Source organism: Stutzerimonas xanthomarina DSM 18231 (assembly GCF_900129835.1).
Classification (GTDB): domain Bacteria; phylum Pseudomonadota; class Gammaproteobacteria; order Pseudomonadales; family Pseudomonadaceae; genus Stutzerimonas; species Stutzerimonas xanthomarina.
This window is the reverse complement of sequence record NZ_FQXA01000006.1, coordinates 1-15,926: the sequence shown is the minus strand read 5'-3', so window position 1 is coordinate 15,926 and position 15,926 is coordinate 1. Positions and strand designations below refer to the sequence as shown.

21 protein-coding genes are annotated in these 15,926 nt (G+C 59.0%); 12 read left to right on the top strand and 9 right to left on the bottom strand.

Annotated features, from left to right (window positions below):
- Nucleotides 1-73: 73 nt before the first annotated feature.
- Together BUE09_RS15400 and BUE09_RS15395 are read right to left on the bottom strand one after the other, a co-directional pair.
- The gene (locus BUE09_RS15400; protein WP_073302092.1) at nt 74-1,405 is read right to left on the bottom strand and encodes a HAMP domain-containing sensor histidine kinase; all 1,332 of its coding nucleotides are present in this window, start codon (nt 1,403-1,405) and stop codon (nt 74-76) included.
- Nucleotides 1,405-2,106 (bottom strand): response regulator transcription factor, encoded by a 702-nt coding sequence (locus BUE09_RS15395; protein WP_073302090.1) that lies wholly within the window; start codon nt 2,104-2,106, stop codon nt 1,405-1,407. The genes BUE09_RS15400 and BUE09_RS15395 overlap by 1 nt, the downstream gene beginning before the upstream one ends.
- Nucleotides 2,107-2,266: 160 nt before the next feature.
- Between BUE09_RS15395 and BUE09_RS15390 the strand changes: the two genes are divergently transcribed.
- The 3 genes from BUE09_RS15390 to BUE09_RS20785 all read left to right on the top strand — a co-directional run bounded on the left by BUE09_RS15390 (nt 2,267) and on the right by BUE09_RS20785 (nt 3,689).
- Complete coding sequence (locus tag BUE09_RS15390; RefSeq protein WP_073302088.1) at nt 2,267-3,115, top strand: CAP domain-containing protein; 849 nt, start codon at nt 2,267-2,269, stop codon at nt 3,113-3,115.
- A gap of 144 nt (nt 3,116-3,259) precedes the next feature.
- Nucleotides 3,260-3,409 carry a hypothetical protein gene (locus tag BUE09_RS20415; protein ID WP_167369791.1) on the top strand — a complete coding sequence of 50 codons (150 nt, stop codon included), beginning with the start codon at nt 3,260-3,262 and terminating at the stop codon, nt 3,407-3,409.
- Between the two features lie 151 nt (nt 3,410-3,560).
- On the top strand, nt 3,561-3,689 hold the full coding sequence (locus BUE09_RS20785) for a hypothetical protein (protein ID WP_254981026.1): 129 nt from the start codon (nt 3,561-3,563) through the stop codon (nt 3,687-3,689).
- An 86-nt stretch (nt 3,690-3,775) separates the two neighbouring features.
- Here the strand turns inward: BUE09_RS20785 and BUE09_RS15385 are convergent, their stop codons facing one another.
- Nucleotides 3,776-4,267: an RNA methyltransferase gene (locus BUE09_RS15385; protein ID WP_073302086.1), complete on the bottom strand. Its 492-nt coding sequence runs from the start codon at nt 4,265-4,267 to the stop codon at nt 3,776-3,778.
- 79 nt (nt 4,268-4,346) lie between these two features.
- On the bottom strand, nt 4,347-5,408 hold the full coding sequence (locus BUE09_RS15380; RefSeq protein WP_073302083.1) for an SDR family oxidoreductase: 1,062 nt from the start codon (nt 5,406-5,408) through the stop codon (nt 4,347-4,349).
- An 88-nt stretch (nt 5,409-5,496) separates the two neighbouring features.
- Here BUE09_RS15380 and BUE09_RS15375 point away from each other — a divergent pair, with 88 nt between their 5' ends.
- A complete protein-coding gene (locus BUE09_RS15375) occupies nt 5,497-5,880 on the top strand; it encodes a winged helix-turn-helix transcriptional regulator (RefSeq protein WP_073302081.1) in 384 nt (127 codons plus the stop codon).
- A gap of 185 nt (nt 5,881-6,065) precedes the next feature.
- Complete coding sequence (locus BUE09_RS15370; protein ID WP_197675236.1) at nt 6,066-6,272, top strand: hypothetical protein; 207 nt, start codon at nt 6,066-6,068, stop codon at nt 6,270-6,272.
- A 95-nt stretch (nt 6,273-6,367) separates the two neighbouring features.
- On the opposite strand, the gene BUE09_RS15365 is transcribed toward BUE09_RS15370, so the two are convergent.
- Together BUE09_RS15365 and BUE09_RS15360 are read right to left on the bottom strand one after the other, a co-directional pair.
- Nucleotides 6,368-6,754, bottom strand: coding sequence for an ester cyclase (locus tag BUE09_RS15365; protein ID WP_073302079.1), 387 nt, complete (start codon nt 6,752-6,754; stop codon nt 6,368-6,370).
- 110 nt (nt 6,755-6,864) lie between these two features.
- Nucleotides 6,865-7,968: a DUF2855 family protein gene (locus BUE09_RS15360; RefSeq protein WP_073302632.1), complete on the bottom strand. Its 1,104-nt coding sequence runs from the start codon at nt 7,966-7,968 to the stop codon at nt 6,865-6,867.
- Nucleotides 7,969-8,041: 73 nt separating this feature from the next.
- Between BUE09_RS15360 and BUE09_RS15355 the strand changes: the two genes are divergently transcribed.
- Nucleotides 8,042-8,674 carry a TetR/AcrR family transcriptional regulator gene (locus BUE09_RS15355; RefSeq protein WP_073302077.1) on the top strand — a complete coding sequence of 211 codons (633 nt, stop codon included), beginning with the start codon at nt 8,042-8,044 and terminating at the stop codon, nt 8,672-8,674.
- A gap of 171 nt (nt 8,675-8,845) precedes the next feature.
- Entirely contained in the window at nt 8,846-9,589 is a 744-nt protein-coding gene (locus BUE09_RS15350; RefSeq protein WP_073302075.1) for a class I SAM-dependent DNA methyltransferase, read from the top strand.
- A gap of 26 nt (nt 9,590-9,615) precedes the next feature.
- Here the strand turns inward: BUE09_RS15350 and BUE09_RS15345 are convergent, their stop codons facing one another.
- Both BUE09_RS15345 and BUE09_RS15335 read right to left on the bottom strand, forming a co-directional pair.
- Nucleotides 9,616-10,311: a GNAT family N-acetyltransferase gene (locus BUE09_RS15345; protein WP_073302073.1), complete on the bottom strand. Its 696-nt coding sequence runs from the start codon at nt 10,309-10,311 to the stop codon at nt 9,616-9,618.
- Between the two features lie 371 nt (nt 10,312-10,682).
- The gene (locus tag BUE09_RS15335) at nt 10,683-11,405 is read right to left on the bottom strand and encodes an FMN-dependent NADH-azoreductase (protein WP_073302069.1); all 723 of its coding nucleotides are present in this window, start codon (nt 11,403-11,405) and stop codon (nt 10,683-10,685) included.
- 118 nt (nt 11,406-11,523) lie between these two features.
- Here BUE09_RS15335 and BUE09_RS15330 point away from each other — a divergent pair, with 118 nt between their 5' ends.
- Nucleotides 11,524-12,429 carry a LysR substrate-binding domain-containing protein gene (locus BUE09_RS15330; protein ID WP_073302067.1) on the top strand — a complete coding sequence of 302 codons (906 nt, stop codon included), beginning with the start codon at nt 11,524-11,526 and terminating at the stop codon, nt 12,427-12,429.
- 243 nt (nt 12,430-12,672) lie between these two features.
- On the opposite strand, the gene BUE09_RS15325 is transcribed toward BUE09_RS15330, so the two are convergent.
- A complete protein-coding gene (locus tag BUE09_RS15325) occupies nt 12,673-13,170 on the bottom strand; it encodes an RrF2 family transcriptional regulator (RefSeq protein WP_073302065.1) in 498 nt (165 codons plus the stop codon).
- A 322-nt stretch (nt 13,171-13,492) separates the two neighbouring features.
- Between BUE09_RS15325 and BUE09_RS15320 the strand changes: the two genes are divergently transcribed.
- The 4 genes from BUE09_RS15320 (at nt 13,493) to BUE09_RS15305 (ending at nt 15,808) form a co-directional block, all read left to right on the top strand.
- Nucleotides 13,493-14,008, top strand: coding sequence for an NAD(P)/FAD-dependent oxidoreductase (locus BUE09_RS15320; protein ID WP_073302063.1), 516 nt, complete (start codon nt 13,493-13,495; stop codon nt 14,006-14,008).
- Between the two features lie 227 nt (nt 14,009-14,235).
- Entirely contained in the window at nt 14,236-14,670 is a 435-nt protein-coding gene (locus BUE09_RS15315) for a hypothetical protein (RefSeq protein ID WP_143164670.1), read from the top strand.
- A 142-nt stretch (nt 14,671-14,812) separates the two neighbouring features.
- Nucleotides 14,813-15,082, top strand: a complete 270-nt coding sequence (locus BUE09_RS15310) for a DUF2790 domain-containing protein (RefSeq protein ID WP_073302059.1) — start codon at nt 14,813-14,815, stop codon at nt 15,080-15,082.
- A 207-nt stretch (nt 15,083-15,289) separates the two neighbouring features.
- On the top strand, nt 15,290-15,808 hold the full coding sequence (locus tag BUE09_RS15305) for an acyloxyacyl hydrolase (RefSeq protein ID WP_073302056.1): 519 nt from the start codon (nt 15,290-15,292) through the stop codon (nt 15,806-15,808).
- Nucleotides 15,809-15,926: the final 118 nt, after the last annotated feature.

The following is a 15,926-nucleotide window of genomic DNA, read 5'->3' as shown; positions in this document are numbered from 1 at the left end:
TGAGCTGCGGTGCGATCCGCTAGTTGCTCGCAATGCTAAGTATTCTCATTTGAGAGTAAAGCGCATTTACAATCTATACACTTCGCAGGCGAATGATCATGCGCAGCCCGGACGCTCCGTTCTCGGCCCAGATCGCACCGCCTTGCATCACCACCATGCTGCGGGCGATGGCGAGGCCCAGCCCGAAGCCGTCACCTCCCGGGCGGGCGGCGCTGAGTCGCGCGAAGGGCCTGAAGATGACGGCCAGTTTCGCCTCAGGCACGCCTGGGCCCTGGTCTTGAATGCGCAGACGCCAGCTGTCGCCGTCTCGAGCGACCGTCAGGCAAACCACGCCGTGCGCGGGGGAATAGCGAATGGCATTGCGCAGAATGTTTTCCATGGCTTGCGCCAATGCGTTGAGGTTGCCGAGCACCTGGCAGCCTTCCGGTATCTGCGCCTGGATGCGTTCACGCGGCCAGCCGGCCTCGAAACAAGCGTTCTCGCACAGCAGGTCCCAGAGCGCCGCTACATCCACAGGCTCGCACTCGAAGCGGGGCTGCTCGCTGTCCAGCCAGGCGAACTCCAGGGTGTGATCGACCAGTTGCTGCATGCTGTTGATTTCACGCTCGGTGCGGTTGCGCATGTCTCCGGCGCTCAGCTCGCTCTCGCAGGCGACACGCAGCCGGCTCAGTGGTGTGCGCAGCTCGTGGGACAGATCGCGTAACAGCTGTTGCTGCTGGGCGACCGAATCGCGCAGGCGCTGCGTGAGGTATTCCAGCGAGCGGCCCAGTTCGCCCAGCTCATCGTTGCGTCGGGCGATGGAGGGCGGCAGCAATGAGTCGAGGCGGTTGCCGCGTAAGGCGTTGGCCTGCCGGCGCAGGCGGTCCAGCGGCGAAACCAGCATTCGATAGAGCAGCCAGCAGAACAGCAATGACAGCAACACCAACGGCAGATAGACGCCGCCCGCGGTGAGTAGCGCATGGTTACGCCAGGGGCGGAAGCGTTCCGGCAGCTGGATAATCAACTTGGCACCGGTGCTCTCTAGCGGGACGGACACTAGGGGCAGGCCGTCATAGCGCCTGCTCATGGGCCAATCGAAATGCCGCACAAAGGTGAGCCTTTGCCGTTCCTCGTCGCTCAGCGTCTGGCCACCGAGCGGTTGCAGTTGTTGGTCCACGACCACGAGCCAGCCCGGCTCACGTTCTTTCATAACAATCAGCCACTGCGCCATCGCCGCTGGGCCCGTTTGCAGCGCAACCTTGGCTTCGTGTGCATAGCTGGTGAGGGTGTCGCGCGCCTGTTCAGACAGAAAGGAGCTGGCCCTATCGATATAACGGCTCACGTAGCCGCTGGCCCAGATCATCGACAGACAGAACCCTGCAACCAGCACCACTAGGCGCCAGAACAACGAATGACGATTGGGCATCAGCTCGCCTGCAGTTCCAGCACGTAGCCTTTGCCCCACACGGACTCCAGGCGCAGGGTTGCCACCTGTTCGCGCGCCAGCTTGCGGCGAATATTGCTGATGTGCATGTCCAGGCTGCGATCATGCTGCGAATAGCCGCGGCGCAGCGCCTGCTGGTAGAGAAACGGCTTACTCAGCACTTCGCCGGCGGCGTCGTGCAGGACCTTCATCAGTCGATATTCGGTGGCCGTCAGGCCGACCCATCGGCCTTCGTACAGCATGTCGCTGCGTTGGTCATCGAAGCGCACTGCATCCTGATTCGGCGCTGCCGGTACGCTGCGCTCATAGGCCACCCGCCGCAGGATCGCCGCGATGCGCACCTGCAACTCCTCGATGCTGAACGGCTTAGGCAGGTAGTCGTCGGCGCCGCTGTCGAAGCCCTGTATACGGTGCGCCTCGTTGCCCAACGCGGACATCATCAGCACAGGTGTGCGGCGTTGCTCTCGCAACCGGGTCAGCAACTCCATGCCGCTGAGTTCAGGCAGCATCACATCCAGCAGGATCAGGTCATACGTCGCTTCGCTGGCCAATGCGAGGCCGGTCGGGCCGTCATCGGCGAGGGTGACGTGAAAGCCACGATGTTCCAGAGAGGTTTTCAGGTGAGGGCCGAGGATCGGATCGTCTTCGATCGCCAGTATCTGGCGAGCTGCGCAGGAGGACATGCATAGTTCCGGTGCAAATAAGAACGATTATAGATTGCGGGAGGTGCGGAACGCCAAGCACGGTCCCTGGTTCAGGGGGTTGGTTCGCCACATGGGCTCGACTTCCGGGGCGTGCCCGGTGCATCTTCAGCGTCCGCATCCGTGCTATCTGGAGATCTTCATGCGCCTGCTTTCCCTCTCACTGCTTTTGGTAACGCTCACCGGCAGCGCTATGGCGATTGCGGCCAGCGCAGCGGAGGAGGCGCAATTGATCGAGACGATCAACGCCTACCGCAGCGAAGTGCAGCGTTGCAAAGACCGGGCGAGTGAGGAGCTGACGGCCCTTTCGTCCGACCCGCGCCTGGTGTTGCCTGCCACTGGCGCCGGTGATCTGCAGGGCTCATTGGCACGCAACGGTTATCCGATGGCCAATGTTCAGGCCATCAGTCTGTCCGGACCGCGTGATGCACAAGCCGCGATGCAGGCGCTGCGCGAAAGCTTCTGTCGCGTGGTGCTCGATCCGCAATACACCGACATCGGCGTCAGTCGCGAGGGGCGCGACTGGCGCATCGTCCTGGCGCGGCCGATGCTCGGCGGGCATTTGAAAGACGCGCAGGCAGAAGGGCAGGCGCTACTCGACGAAATCAATCGCGTGCGTGCCAGCGCGCGCCAGTGTGCTGGCAAACCCTTCGCTGCAGCCGCTCCGCTTAGCTGGAACGCTACGCTTGCCAGCCTCTCCGAAGCCCACAGCCGAGCCATGGCCAACGGCAACTTTTTCAGCCACCTGGATCGGGATGGACGTACGCCGGGCGACAGGGCGGAGCTGGCCGGGTATCCCGGCGCGCCGGTCGCCCAGAACATCGCAGCCGCGCTGGACCGACCGCGGCAGATCGTCGAAGGTTGGCTGGCGAATCCGGGGCATTGCGCCAATCTGATGAACCCGCAATTCAGTGAGCTGGGCGCGGCCTATGCGGTGGATCCGCAGAGCGATGCGGGCATCTACTGGGTCGCACTCTTCGGTGCGCCCTAGCCGGTGCCGCACGAACGCAACGCCTGACCTTCACGATGGCGAGTATTTTCGGATACTGATCGGTCGCCTGCGAACATTTCGTTGAGAGGAGCGTTCGAACAACTGAGCTGTTCATCTTTCACGTAACTGATCAGGACCGATGACATGACCGACCCTAACGATCCACTCAAGGATGGCCTGACCCCACCGGACTATGACGAATATGGCGACGTGCCTGATTCGGGTGAAAACGACCCGGAGGAAACGGTAGAGCCCAAAGACGAGCCGAATGCTGGAGAGAGCCCGCTCGGATAGCCGGCGGCAGCTGTTTCATTTGTTGCAGAGGACCCTTCGCCAAGCAGCGTACTGGACAATTCGATCGGCCCAGCCTAAAAAGGACGCGCCTCAAGCCCGGTAGCGCAACGTGCTAGTCAGCAGTCGTGTTTTTTTCAAAAGCAGGTAGATCGTGAGAAAGAAAAAGCCAGTAGACCCTGTTCGGCAAGCAGAAAAGAACCGTGCGCATCGGATCGGCTGGGCAATCGCCGTGGCCGGCATCGTCGCCGGCTTCATTCTGGTGATGATGAAGCCCGCGTGACTTAGCTCGGCTTATCCGTGAGGCCTGCCGGTTCGCCCGCAGGTCACTGCGTCTATGGCTCGCCCAACCGTGCCCCTAGCATTCGATTAAGTGCTTTGTTGAGCTTGACGTCCGAACCCGGGGCCCGAGCGGGTGTTGTTGCCCTTGGCCAGGCGGTCGTAGAGCACCACGTTGACCGTCGCCGCCAAATTCATGCAGCCGTTGGTGGGGATGTAGACCACGTCTTCACACCAGTCGCGGATCTCTTTGCTCAGCGAGCCATCTTCGGCACCGAAGATGTACAGCGCGCGATCCGGATGGGTGTACTCGGGGAGGGCGCGAGCACCCTCGACTAACTCCACGGCGACCGGCACGCAGCCGAGCGGCAGGATTTTGCGCAGGTCATCAATGTTGATCAGTGGGATGTCCTGATGGACTTTCTTGGTATCGGTGATGAAATCCTTGGCTCGGTCATAACGAGTGCCGGTGTAGAACACCGAAGCCGCGCCATAGCAGCCCGCCGCCCGCATGATTGCGCCGACATTGGAAGGCGACTTCGGATTGCTCAGGCCGATGCAGGCGTAACGTTTGTTGCTCACTGGGAAAAGACTCGCGCGGAAAACGCGCGAGTATACGGGACAGCCCAATTGTCGGTGGGCCCGGAATACCCGGCTCCGATCAGGGGATGAGTTTGCTGGCGCGCAGCTTGGTGAACACGTCGAAGAATGCGTCGTCACTTGCCTGATAATCCAGAAAGCCAAGCTTTCGGCTCTTCGACATGTCTGTCACTACCTCGATTGGGCGGCCCAGATCGGCGTCGGTGTGCCAAGGCGAGATGAGCTTGCCGATATCCGCTTCAGCCAAACCGAACTGCTTGGCCATCTTTGCCCAGACCTCGGCATCGTTTGCCATTTGTTGTTCCAGCGGAGCGGGCTGGCCATCGAAGGGGGCCGCGTCGATGCCGAACCACTCGGCAATTCGCGCCCACATCCACTTCCAGCGGAACACGTCACCGTTGACGATGTTGAAGGCCTGGTTGGCGGCGGCCGGTGTAGTCGAAGCCCAGTGCAGGTGCCGGGCCAGCTGGCCCGCATCGGTCATGTCGGTCAGGCTGTTCCACTGGACTTCCGAGCCCGGAAAGCGGAAGGGCCGACCGGTCTGACGGCAGATCGAGGCGTACACGGCCAGCGTCGTTGCCATATTCATCGCGTTGCCGACTGCGATTCCAGTGACGGTGTGGGGGCGGTGAACGCTCCAACTGAAGCCATCGCGTTCGGCCGCCGCAAATACCTCGTCTTCCTGGGCGTAGTAGAAATTCTCGACGTCGAGTCGCCCTTGTTCCTCACGAAACGGCGTTTGTGGCAGCGTGCCCTTGCCGTAGGCTTCGAATGGGCCGAGGTAATGTTTAAGCCCGGTGACCAGCGCCACATGGCGAACCGAGCCTGAAGCTCGAACGGCTTCGAGCACATTGCGAATCATCAGTGCATTGACGCGGATATTCTCCGCTTCACTGGCTTGGCGCGCCCACGTGGTCAGAAAAAGATGAGTGGGCGAAACGTCGGCCAGCGCTGAAGACAGCGCCGCCGGGTCCAGCAGATCCGCGCTGATCGGGGTGACGCCCGATTCCTGACTCGGGCGACGGGCGAGGCCGGCAAAGGACCAACCTTTCTTGGCCAACAGGCGAGACACCGCGCTGCCAACGATCCCACTCGAGCCGACCACCAGTGCTTGATTTGTCATGTTCAAAACCCCACAAAGCGAAACAGGCCTGCACCTTACTCACTCGAAGATGCCGACCCAAGTCGGCACCAAATGGTAACCATCCCCGATGCAACCCGGCTCTGACGAAGAACAATGGCGCGAAGATTGCGCCCCAAGACGCGTGCTCGAGATCTTCTCCACCAAGTGGACGAGCATGATTCTGCACACCCTGCATGCTCGGCACGATGGCACTGCCCGCAGTGGCGCATTGCATCGAAGCCTGCCCGGTATATCCAAGAAAATGCTGATACAGACCCTGCGCGAGCTGGAGGTCAGCGGCCTGATCGAACGCCACACGCTCGACTCGGTACCGCCAGCAGTGAGCTATGCGCTGTCGCCGCTCGGCAAACTCATGGTCCAGCCGATCGAAATGATTTACGACTGGGCGAGGCAGAACTCCAGCGCGCTGGATCAGCTGCAGCCGAGAAGCACGTCGCGCAGGCGGGGCTGAAGCCGAACAGCCGATACGTTACCGCCAGCGTTCGCCTTTCTACAGGCACTCGACACCGCTGTGCTATTGGGTTGCAGCCTGCTGAGTGCGATGTGCTGGGCGGATACGGCGCCTTTGGAAATCATGAACATGGCCGGTCTGCAGCGCAGCCTGGGACAGATCGTCGGCAAGGATTACCTCATGACATGGCCGAGCTGCAGACAGCCGATGCACCCAACGCAGAAATCGCCGAAGCCCTGCGCAAGACCGACGCCCGCTGGAAGTTCGCGAGCAAGGCGTTCACCTCCAAGCAGTTCGTGTCCACCATCGTGGCGGTGAATGCCGAATCGATGTTCCGTCAGCTCAACGAAATGACCCGCCTCTATGCCGGGCTGCACGACAACCGGCTTTGAATCCTGCTCCCGCTGCGTTTGACGATCAGGTGCGCCGGGATTCGCCAGCACCGCACCAGTCTGTCAATCGCAGCGCATTCTGACGGCCCACTCGATCAGAGTTGGTCGCCAACAGCGGCCTTGTCGATCACGGACCAGACGTTCCGGATCTTTCCCTCGCTGAACGCATAGAACACGTTTTCGGTGAAGGCCACCCGTTTTCCGTTTACTGCAAAGCCGAACAAGTCCGCTATGGGGGTGCAATCGAACAGCAGCTGCACCGCTACATGCGGCGGTTCGGCGATCAGCAGCCCGATGGTGAACTGCAAATCGGGAATCGCTCGGAAGTCCTCTTCAAGCATCCGGCGATAGCCACCCAGCCCCACGAACTTGCCGTTGTAATGCACCTCGTCATGGACAAAGTGACCCAGCTCCGGCCAGTTCTGGCTGTTCAAGCAGGCGATGTAGCCTTGGTAGCAATCGGTGATCTCGTCGCCAGTCATCCTCGCTCCTCAGAGTCAGTCTGATAGTCAGGCTAGCGGCTTGCGCAAATGACGCCAGCCTCACGCTCAATACGTTCGGATGACACGCCGTAAACGGCAGTGTTAGCGGGTCAGTCCAGGACCACGGCGTGGCCTGCCAACGGGTTGATATCGCCTTTGATCAAGGACTCGGCTAGCGCTTGTGCCGCTTCAAGGCCGGCGTGTTCGTTGACCTGCATCCAGGGCTGCTGCGCGTCGCTCACCCGAGCGATAAAGGCCAGCTGCGCTTCGTTGAAGCGGCGTGTCACCTCGGCAGGCCCCCAGTCGGCGTTGCGTTTCTTGATCTGGTACGGCGCGAAATAGGGCTGTGGTTGCGGTCCGGCCAACGTCTGATCACGTTTGCTGTATTCATGACTTTGGGCAGACCCGGCGTAGCAGTCGTACACCAGAGCCTCTTTGAAATGTCCATGGATTTGCTGGCGAAGGCTGGCGCTACCCGAGAAGTCCACGTACAGCGTGGGCACGCTCGGGTCCAGCGATGCGAGCTGGTCGTAGCCAAGCGCCTGGCGGTAGCAGCCCAGGCGTTGTACGAAATCGATATTGCCCGGGGAGGTGAGGCCGATCAGCTGTACGGCTGGATTGTCCTGCAGGCAGAAGGCAGTCCCGTACGCCGTCTTGCTTGAGGCACTGGAGACCAGGATCTGGCGCGCGCCGAAGAAGGCGTTGTCATCGAGAAAGTCGGCCAGCATGAACGAGGTGATGAACAGCGGGCGCAACAACATCTGGTAGTTCTCGCTCTCGGCGCGATAAGCGTCATCGCTGCTGATGCGCTGGTACTGGTTGTAGGCTGATGTGAGTTCAAGCCGGTGTTCGGCACCGTCGTAGAATCCGCGCTCGGAGACCCGCACCGGTTGCATGACCAGATGGCTGGCGATCGGCCAGAAGCCATAGAAGCGCTCGCCCTTCGCCAGGCCATCAACGGTGCTTTCCACGACCTCGGCAAATCCCCAGGCGGGCATGTGGAACCAGTCGGCATCGCCCGTTGGGAAGAAGTCCCAGTAGCGCAGATGAGGGGTCTCGCCAAACGCGGCATAAGTGACATTGTTCGTCGTCAGCGCCAGTCGGCTGATGCGCAGCAGGGCTTCGCCGGCTTTCAGTTCCGGCATGGCCTGGGTCTGAAGGCGGGTCTGCTCCATGTCTTTCTTGTTGTTCTGCAACTGGCGAATGACGCTCATCGATGGCACCTTGGGTTCGTAAATGGACGGCATTGACTGTAGCCCTTTCGTTTCACCGCCGGGTTCGGATTAGATGAGCATACGATTGCCGAGCGCCAAGCCGCTCAAACGGCCCACTCAGCAGCGCGCCAAGGTCACCGTTCAGGCGATTTTCGACAGCTATGTTCGGATATGGCAGCGCGACGGCTGGTCTCGATTGACGACCCGGGCGGTCGCGCTGGAAGCCGGTGTGGCCATCGGCACCCTGTACGACTATTTCCCTAGCAAACACGCGCTGCACTCAGGCTACGTGCGCTATTGCGTCGAGCAGTTGCTGGAGTCCATCGAGGCGCGAGCCGTAGCGCCGGTCGCCCTTGCCTGGCCCGAGCGCATCCGGCGCCTGGTGCGCACCTTGGCCGGGGCCGAGCCTCAGCTACCCTGGTTCCACCCGGACATGCTCGAGCTGGAAACGCTGGTGGCTGAGCCCAAGCACCAGCGCCGGGTCTATGAGGATCTATTGGGCGCCTGGCAACGCGTCATCGACGCGGCGACCGACCTGCCGGCGCGCCCGTCTGCTGCAACCCTGGAAGCGCTTCATCTTTCGGTCTGGGGCGGGCGCCGCTACGCGATGCTGGTGCAGCTCGAAGCGGATCGAATGAGCGATTGGGCCCGCTGCATGGAACAGCTGTGCCTGGACAGGCTCGCGGGGCCGGTCGTCCCGGTCTGAACGCTATCGATCATCGGCCGGTGCAAACTTACTCAAGGGGAATCAAGCGGGGCGCGCTGGACATCGGGAGGGCGGTAGGCCGCCGTGCCAGCTCATGCGTAATTGCCAGGCGATTTCCAGTCGGCCGGGATAATATGCGCGCCCCATCCAGTCCTCGCACCTCAGGCCATCATGCCCGGCACCGCTATCTATACCGACTTGTCGGGTTACTACGACCTCATGTGCGCCGATATCGACTACCGCGCGCAAAGCCACTGTGTTCATCGTCTGCACAAGTTGTTCGGTAACGGCGGCAACCGACACCTGGATCTCGCCTGTGGCACAGGCCCGCATGTACGGCACTTTCTTGATGCTGGCTATCAGAGCAGTGGACTCGATATCAATCAGCCCATGCTGGACAGGGCGGCCGTCCGCTGCCCGGAAGCTGAGTTTTCACGTCAGGACATGTGCGGCTTCACCGTGGCTCAGCCAGCCGATCTAATCACCTGTTTTCTCTATTCGATTCACTACAGTGCCGAAATTGCACGATTGCAGGCCTGCATCGCTAGCGTGCGAGGTGCATTGGCAACCGGTGGGCTGTTTTGCTTCAACGCAGTCGACAAACACACCATCGATAACGCGTCATTCGTAGCGCACGAAGCTAACCACCCCGATGGGTTGTTCAGCTTCAGCTCGGGTTGGCACTACGCTGGGGCGGGCGAGCAACAGCTGTTGAAACTGCGGATCGAAAGAACGACAGCGGGGCAAAGTCAGACATGGCACGACGAGCATCGCATGGTGGCGGTGAGTTTCGCCGAGCTGAGCAAGCTGTTGCAGCCGTATTTCGGCGTGCACGTGCTGGAGCATGATTACGAAAAGATCCTTCCCTGGAACGGGACGTCCGGCAACGCGATCTTTGCCTGTGTGAAGTTATGAAGCGTATGGCTGCGCTGGGCCGGCAATCAATGCAACCGATTGGCCGTCGAGGACGTCTGCGTCAGATGAATCGCCTGTTGAGCCAGCTCATCGAGTAATTGATCGCGGCTTTTCTCCGCGTCGCTCATGGCTTCGGCGCCGTGTTGTTTGACCAGATAGCTATGAATCTGGCGAACTTCCTCAGACTTGAAGATCGGCTCCAGATCCTGCACCGCTACTAGTCCGCTGGACGCCTGGCTTTGCGTATTCATGAGTACCTGAGGGCCGCGAGCCGCCAATGGCTGAAAGCCCAGCGATTGGAAATACGACACCTTACCGGCCACACACGCCACTTCTCCATGCGGATAGCGCGTCAGCATTGCATCGACCATGGCCCGCCCGATGCCCTGCCGGCGATGGCTGTCCCGCACTGCCAGATACAGCAGCGAGCACGCCTCGGGATCATCCACATAAGGCAGATACAGCGCGAAGCCGACCAGGTTGGCCGGTTCGTCGGCATCCAGCGCCATGATCAATTCAGGCGCGCCCGCCGGGGCGCCCTCCATGCTGTCCAGATAGCGGTGCACTTCGAGCCCCACCACGTATTGATACAGCTGATACAGCGGGTTGCTGGGGCGCAGTGAAATCGCGCTGATGTCGCTGAGGTAGTCCACCACCATCTGCAGCAGTTGGCTTTTCATCGATTCCGGCGGCGGAGAGTTCAGGTGGCAGAGGGTGAACATGGGAGCTCCGGTGCGGTGCGAAAAGGTGCCATTGTACCCGGCGATAAGTGGCCAGGATGCGTGGGTTCCGTCCAGCGACCGATGGCGCCAAGACGGTAGGCAATTCGTAACGGACAGCGACTGGGCGAAGGTGACCAGCCAAGGCTTGCGGGAAGTAACCGCCGCTGTAGGAAAGAAGCTTGAGGCGAGCAACCGCCCCTGACAACCGGCCTACGATGGCTTCGGTGTAACAGCATGGAACCATCTGCTGCGCTCCGCATCGCTGCGTGCTTTTCACCGCCAGGCTAGCTGTTAGCAAGACGTTGAAGCACCAGTGGGCGGCGTTCCTACACGGAGTGCAGGACGGTCAAGCTTCTCTCGGAGATCGCCTGCTAGACGGGTTCTGCCTGCCGTTGGCGGGCTAACTTCGAGGCGGGATCGTCAAACGCCGCCTGAAGCGATGCCACCAACGCATCCACCGCGCATAGCGCCTGTTCCACCGAAGCAGCCAGCACATCACCTCCGGTTTCCTGCCCTTCGATGGCGATTTGGTGGATGCGGGTGATGCCGATGAAATTAAGTGCGGTCATCAGGTTCGGCTCCAGATGATTCATATGCGCCATCTCCCCACCGGGCCCAAAGCCGATGCCACCCCTTGCGGTGAGGATGACTGCATGCCGTGGCCGGTCCGCCAGCAACGGGATGTAGGGGTCAGGGAGCCTGGTTTCGTCGACCGCGACCGTCCGCCCCGGCCGCACGATCAGGTCAATCCAGGCCTTCAGCGCGGCGGGCATGCCGAAGTTGTAAAGCGGCGTGCCGATGACCAATACATCGGCGGCGATCAGCTCATCGACCAGCTGGTCGCTTTCCGCCAATGTTTCCGTCATCCAAGGCTCACGGCGTTCTTCCGGCGTGAAGCTGGAGGCGATCCAGTCATGGCTGATGTAGGAGGGTGGGTTCTGCCCGATGTCCCGGTAGGTCACGCTGTCCTGTGCGCGGCGGGCCAGCCACTGGCTGGCGAAACGGTGGGTAAGATTACGGCTGTGGGAGCCGTGCTCGTCTTTGCCGGCAAAGCCGGGGCGGGCGCTGGCGTCGAGGTGCAGAAGGTGCGTCATGGTAGGTCTCCTCTATAAACAGAATTCATCTGTCATTCGCGGTAGGCCCAGACTAGATTTAGGCTCTATGGGCGACAAACGACCATTTCTTTCGGTTACAGATGAGGAAAACTCAGCCATGGCGCACCGCTGGTTACCTTCGCTTTCTGCGCTACGTGCCTTCGAAGCCGCCGCACGCCACGAGAGCGCCAAGCAGGCCGCCGAAGAGTTGAATGTCACCGCTACGGCCATCAGTCACCAGATTCGCTCGCTGGAAGATTCCCTCGGCGTGGCGCTGTTTCTGCGCAAACCCCGGCAGCTGGAACTCACCGCCCAAGGCCGTGACCTGCAGCAGACGCTGGAGACCGCGTTCGACAGCATCAGCGCCACGGTCGAACGCCTTAGTGCGGGGCCGTGCCGGCAGGCGATCACCCTCAGCACCACGCCGGCCATTGCCGTGCGCTGGCTGGTGCCCTGGGTCTGCCTGCTGCGCGATTCGCATCCTGGTATCGACCTGCGCTTCCACACCTCGCACGAGCCGGTGGCGCTGGATGGCGTTACGGCGGATATCGCCATCCGCTACGGCGATGGGCGCTGGCCAGGGCTGGTGGCTGAGAAGCTGATCGACAACACCTTCGTCCCGGTCTGCAGTCCGCTGTTGGGCCTTCGCGACGTCGCCGACCTGCCCAACCACCCGCTGATCCACTTTCACGCGCGGGGTGCCGCCTCGGCCCCGATTCATTGGGCGTCATGGCAGAAGCTCGCCAACGTGCCGGGGCTGGACGTCAGCGCCGGGCTGGTCTTCTCCGACGAGACCCACGCCATCTCAGCCGCCATCGGCGCGCAGGGCGTGGCACTGATGAGCCGTCAGTTGATCGAGGATGAATTGAGAGAAGGGCGGCTGCTGCAGCCGTTCGGGCCGGAGATGCCGGGCAAGCCGTTTCATCTCGTATATCCGGAGAGCCGTCGGGATGATCCGACGGTGCTTGCGGTGAGGGAGTGGGTGATGAAGGTGCCGGGTGGGTTGTGTGAGGTGGTGGGGTGATACCAGCTGTGCTCCGCCTTCGTGGCGTCGAAGAGCGCGAAGTCTTTATCCTGGTATCACTTCCAGGCTACTCGCCGGATAGTCCGGGAAACGGCCATCCGGCTGTCCCGTTTGGCTCGCTCAGATATCTAGCGCCGTTGGCCATAGAAAGTACGGGCCAAATTCTCGGGTTGTCGGCAGACGTGAAGGAAAGCTGCGATACAAGGAGGATTTCAAAGCGGGCTTTCGCTGCTTCCAGAGCAGTCAACTGATCCACTTGAGGACCTGCTCTCCGTACTCTGGCGGTGTTTTACGTGCAATCCGGCGAACGATATCCAGAATGGTCTGCTGAGCAAGGGCTTCCTCCATCCGCTGCTGAGCCTGAATCATGATGGCATGGATGCTACAGGGCCCAAAACTTTCCCAATCAGGCTCTGGACAGTGGGTTTCGAACACTGCGCAACGTTGACGCACGTTGCGGCACTTGAAGATTTCCTTCTCTCCATCAATTGCTCGAACGATATCCAGCACGGTGATTTCGTCTGCAGGGCGCGCTAAACGGAAACCGCCACGCACCCCTTCGGTCGCGACAACCAAATTCGCCTTGGCCAGGCGAGTGAATACCTTCGCCAGTAATTCCGCGGGAACACCTTGAAGCTCAGCCAACGTCCGCACACTGGCCTCGCGTGCATCGCCTTTCTCGTCAGTTAAGAAAAGTAGGCAGTGAACCCCGTACTCCACTCCTGCACTGTACAACGCCATATCAGAAACTCCGCCTATAGCAACCGCATTTCAGTTGGGACATTTTGGGCTATTCAAGGGGAGTCTGCCTTTGACTTGCCTGCAGTTAAGCTCCCATCTGCCTTAGGTTATGCCTGAACCACACGTAAACCAAGCGCTGCATGGTCGCAGCCGCTTGGTGGTCACAAGCGGTGGCCTTCCAGATCAACAAAAGCTTGCGTCGCAAATCTACGACTAGTATTGTCGTAGTTATTGAGCCGGTTCGCTCATCTGCAGCACCCAACAGCGGTTGCCGGCCTACAGATCTGGTGAGCACCCGTTTTGTAATTCAGGAAAGGTTCCGATGAAGCAGCGCATTCTCATCGTTGGTGCAGGGTTCAGCGGCATGTGGAGTGCGCTTAGCGCCACTCGTATGTTGGAAAAACACAGCCGCAACGACGTCGAAATCGAGGTCATGGCGCCGCAGGCCGAACTCCATGTACGGCCACGCTTCTACGAGTCTGATGTGCACAGGATGGTTGCTTCTTTGGACGAGCTCTTAGCCGCTGTCGACGTAACCTTCGTAAAGGGTATGGCTGAGCATATCGACGTAAGCAGCCGAGTCGTCATATACCGCAACGCCCAATTTGAGCCGCTGGAACTGGCATATGACCGATTACTAGCTGCTTGTAGCAAGGTGGTGCGTCCAGCGCTAGCTGGCATTGAGCATACTTCCGATGTGGATCAGTTGGACGAGGAATCGAGAAGTAAAAATACGGTGCGAGATGAAGCGAAAGCTCGCAAACAGCTGATTAATAGCGTCTGGATTTACCCGCCGGCTGCTGATCGACATGCAGCATCGCAGCAGCAGATCCATTGATTCCTGTAGTCGCATAACGTCTTTTTTGTCGCAGAGCCTTTGGCTTGAATGGTAATAGTGGTTAGCGCTTACAGATAGTGTAAGAACAACTTCGTTTCTGTTACTTAGATAAGTAGATCCTCTAATTTTGACGGCCGCTAATAGCGAAAGCTCTCGCTCGGTTGTGAAAAGTATTGGGCACGCTTTTCCGCGGCTGTTTGTAATGGTTATCGTCAAGGGAAGCGGTTGTGAGAAATATTAAAAATCTTGTATTTGGTAACCGTTCACTTTCGTTGATAGTTGTATTGGCTTTGCTTGTGCCTGCATTGCTGTTAACAGGCTGCATGCAAAACCCAGACATAAGGCAGGGGCGCGACCGATACCCGGAGATTACCTTGATACAGGAGAGAGAGTTCTTTAATTGTATAAAATTTGATATTGGCAAAGGGTTCGAGACCGTTGTAATAAGAAGCGGCGAAGAGTCGAGTATTTATGCCGATTCGCCCGACAATGCAGTCCCATCAGGGCCTGTTGAGTTTTATATCTTGCAAGACGACAACAGGTACGCGGTGTATCAAAGAACCGATCTGCGCGACCAAGGCCGTTTAATAGACAGAATGGTCGCGTGTTCCAAAGGTTTATCAGCAAGTCTACAAAAGGGGGTGACCGAGAATATCTATTGATCGAAATTAAGCCGGCTGACTACTTCTAGCTTTAACAGTGCTTCAAGGGACGAGTATCGCTATGTCGCTTGCTAAATTGCTAGTTTGCCTGATGCCGCGCCTGAAGATATCAAGCAATTATTTAGTAACCAGGAATGTAAATATGACCAGCAAGAAAATGAGTAAACCAGCAAACCTTGTTCTCGCCAGCCTTGGCTTGCTCTTGTCGCTAGGCGCGCTCGCTGAAAGCGCTCCGACAACCTATACCTATGACGCCAATCTGGACATACAGAATGTCCTGTCCATATCTTCAGTTGAAGAAGGCCGTACCTGCAAGCCAATAGATTACATAATGAAATACGCAGATTCGTCTGGAAAAATCCAAACGGTTAAATATAAGGCGCTTTCTGATGCTTGCAGTAGAGGGCACTAACACGATCCTAGGGCCGGTCAAAGCGCCCTAGGCTTCCCATGTTGAGATCTGTTTCGTACATGTGCCCCTAGCCACCTTTGGCTTTCTATGTATGAGCATGTCTATCGTAGTTGTATCGATTCCAGTTTGTTGTTATTCCGCTCCGTTCAACGGCGCTGGGCTCTCGTTACCTAGCGCCGGGAAAACCCGTATCTACAGGAAGCCAAAATGAAAAAATGGGCCTATCTCGCCGCGGTTGCGACGGCTGTGCTTATACCAATGACTGCTACACACGCTTTAGATTTTACCGCTGCTGTTGGGCGCACCGGTGAGTCAACGACAACTTACCGATTCGGCGTTCAAAAAGAGTTCGAGCGCAGCTGGTTTCAGACAGAGACGGGTCGGTTAACGGGATACTGGGATGCAGGGTTTACGTACTGGGAGGGAGACCGGATCTCCAACAATCACAGCATCTCGCTGGCACCTGTATTCGTGTACGAATTCAATGGTGGGTCGGTCAAGCCCTATCTCGAAGCGGCGGTTGGTATCGCGATATTCGAAAATACAGAGATTGAAAACAATGGCTTAGGATCGTCTTTTCAGTTCGAAGACCGCATAGGCGCCGGCCTTCGTTTCGCTGGTGGCCATGAGATAGGATTGCGGGCGATTCACTATTCAAACGCAGGTATTAAGAATCCAAATGATGGAATTGAGAGTTACGCCATTCATTACCGTGATTCGTTCTGACGCGTCTATAAGGCCCCGGTTAGGGATGGTCTGAAAAAGACTTCCCGAATCTGGTGAAATACGCCGATCCCGTTGCCCGAGTTTCCCGATGAAGCAAATGACCTTCGCCGACGCCGAG

Excerpts from the sequence above, each read along its gene's own strand:
- BUE09_RS15400 (WP_073302092.1), bottom strand. The coding sequence starts at position 1,405 with ATGCCCAATCGTCATTCGTTGTTCTGGCGCCTAGTGGTGCTGGTTGCA.
- BUE09_RS15395 (WP_073302090.1), bottom strand. The coding sequence starts at position 2,106 with ATGTCCTCCTGCGCAGCTCGCCAGATACTGGCGATCGAAGACGATCCG.
- BUE09_RS15390 (WP_073302088.1), top strand. The coding sequence starts at position 2,267 with ATGCGCCTGCTTTCCCTCTCACTGCTTTTGGTAACGCTCACCGGCAGC.
- BUE09_RS20415 (WP_167369791.1), top strand. The coding sequence starts at position 3,260 with ATGACCGACCCTAACGATCCACTCAAGGATGGCCTGACCCCACCGGAC.
- BUE09_RS15380 (WP_073302083.1), bottom strand. The coding sequence starts at position 5,408 with ATGACAAATCAAGCACTGGTGGTCGGCTCGAGTGGGATCGTTGGCAGC.
- BUE09_RS15375 (WP_073302081.1), top strand. The coding sequence starts at position 5,497 with ATGCAACCCGGCTCTGACGAAGAACAATGGCGCGAAGATTGCGCCCCA.
- BUE09_RS15370 (WP_197675236.1), top strand. The coding sequence starts at position 6,066 with ATGGCCGAGCTGCAGACAGCCGATGCACCCAACGCAGAAATCGCCGAA.
- BUE09_RS15365 (WP_073302079.1), bottom strand. The coding sequence starts at position 6,754 with ATGACTGGCGACGAGATCACCGATTGCTACCAAGGCTACATCGCCTGC.
- BUE09_RS15360 (WP_073302632.1), bottom strand. The coding sequence starts at position 7,968 with ATGAGCGTCATTCGCCAGTTGCAGAACAACAAGAAAGACATGGAGCAG.
- BUE09_RS15355 (WP_073302077.1), top strand. The coding sequence starts at position 8,042 with ATGAGCATACGATTGCCGAGCGCCAAGCCGCTCAAACGGCCCACTCAG.
- BUE09_RS15350 (WP_073302075.1), top strand. The coding sequence starts at position 8,846 with ATGCCCGGCACCGCTATCTATACCGACTTGTCGGGTTACTACGACCTC.
- BUE09_RS15345 (WP_073302073.1), bottom strand. The coding sequence starts at position 10,311 with ATGTTCACCCTCTGCCACCTGAACTCTCCGCCGCCGGAATCGATGAAA.
- BUE09_RS15335 (WP_073302069.1), bottom strand. The coding sequence starts at position 11,405 with ATGACGCACCTTCTGCACCTCGACGCCAGCGCCCGCCCCGGCTTTGCC.
- BUE09_RS15330 (WP_073302067.1), top strand. The coding sequence starts at position 11,524 with ATGGCGCACCGCTGGTTACCTTCGCTTTCTGCGCTACGTGCCTTCGAA.
- BUE09_RS15325 (WP_073302065.1), bottom strand. The coding sequence starts at position 13,170 with ATGGCGTTGTACAGTGCAGGAGTGGAGTACGGGGTTCACTGCCTACTT.
- BUE09_RS15320 (WP_073302063.1), top strand. The coding sequence starts at position 13,493 with ATGAAGCAGCGCATTCTCATCGTTGGTGCAGGGTTCAGCGGCATGTGG.
- BUE09_RS15310 (WP_073302059.1), top strand. The coding sequence starts at position 14,813 with ATGACCAGCAAGAAAATGAGTAAACCAGCAAACCTTGTTCTCGCCAGC.
- BUE09_RS15305 (WP_073302056.1), top strand. The coding sequence starts at position 15,290 with ATGAAAAAATGGGCCTATCTCGCCGCGGTTGCGACGGCTGTGCTTATA.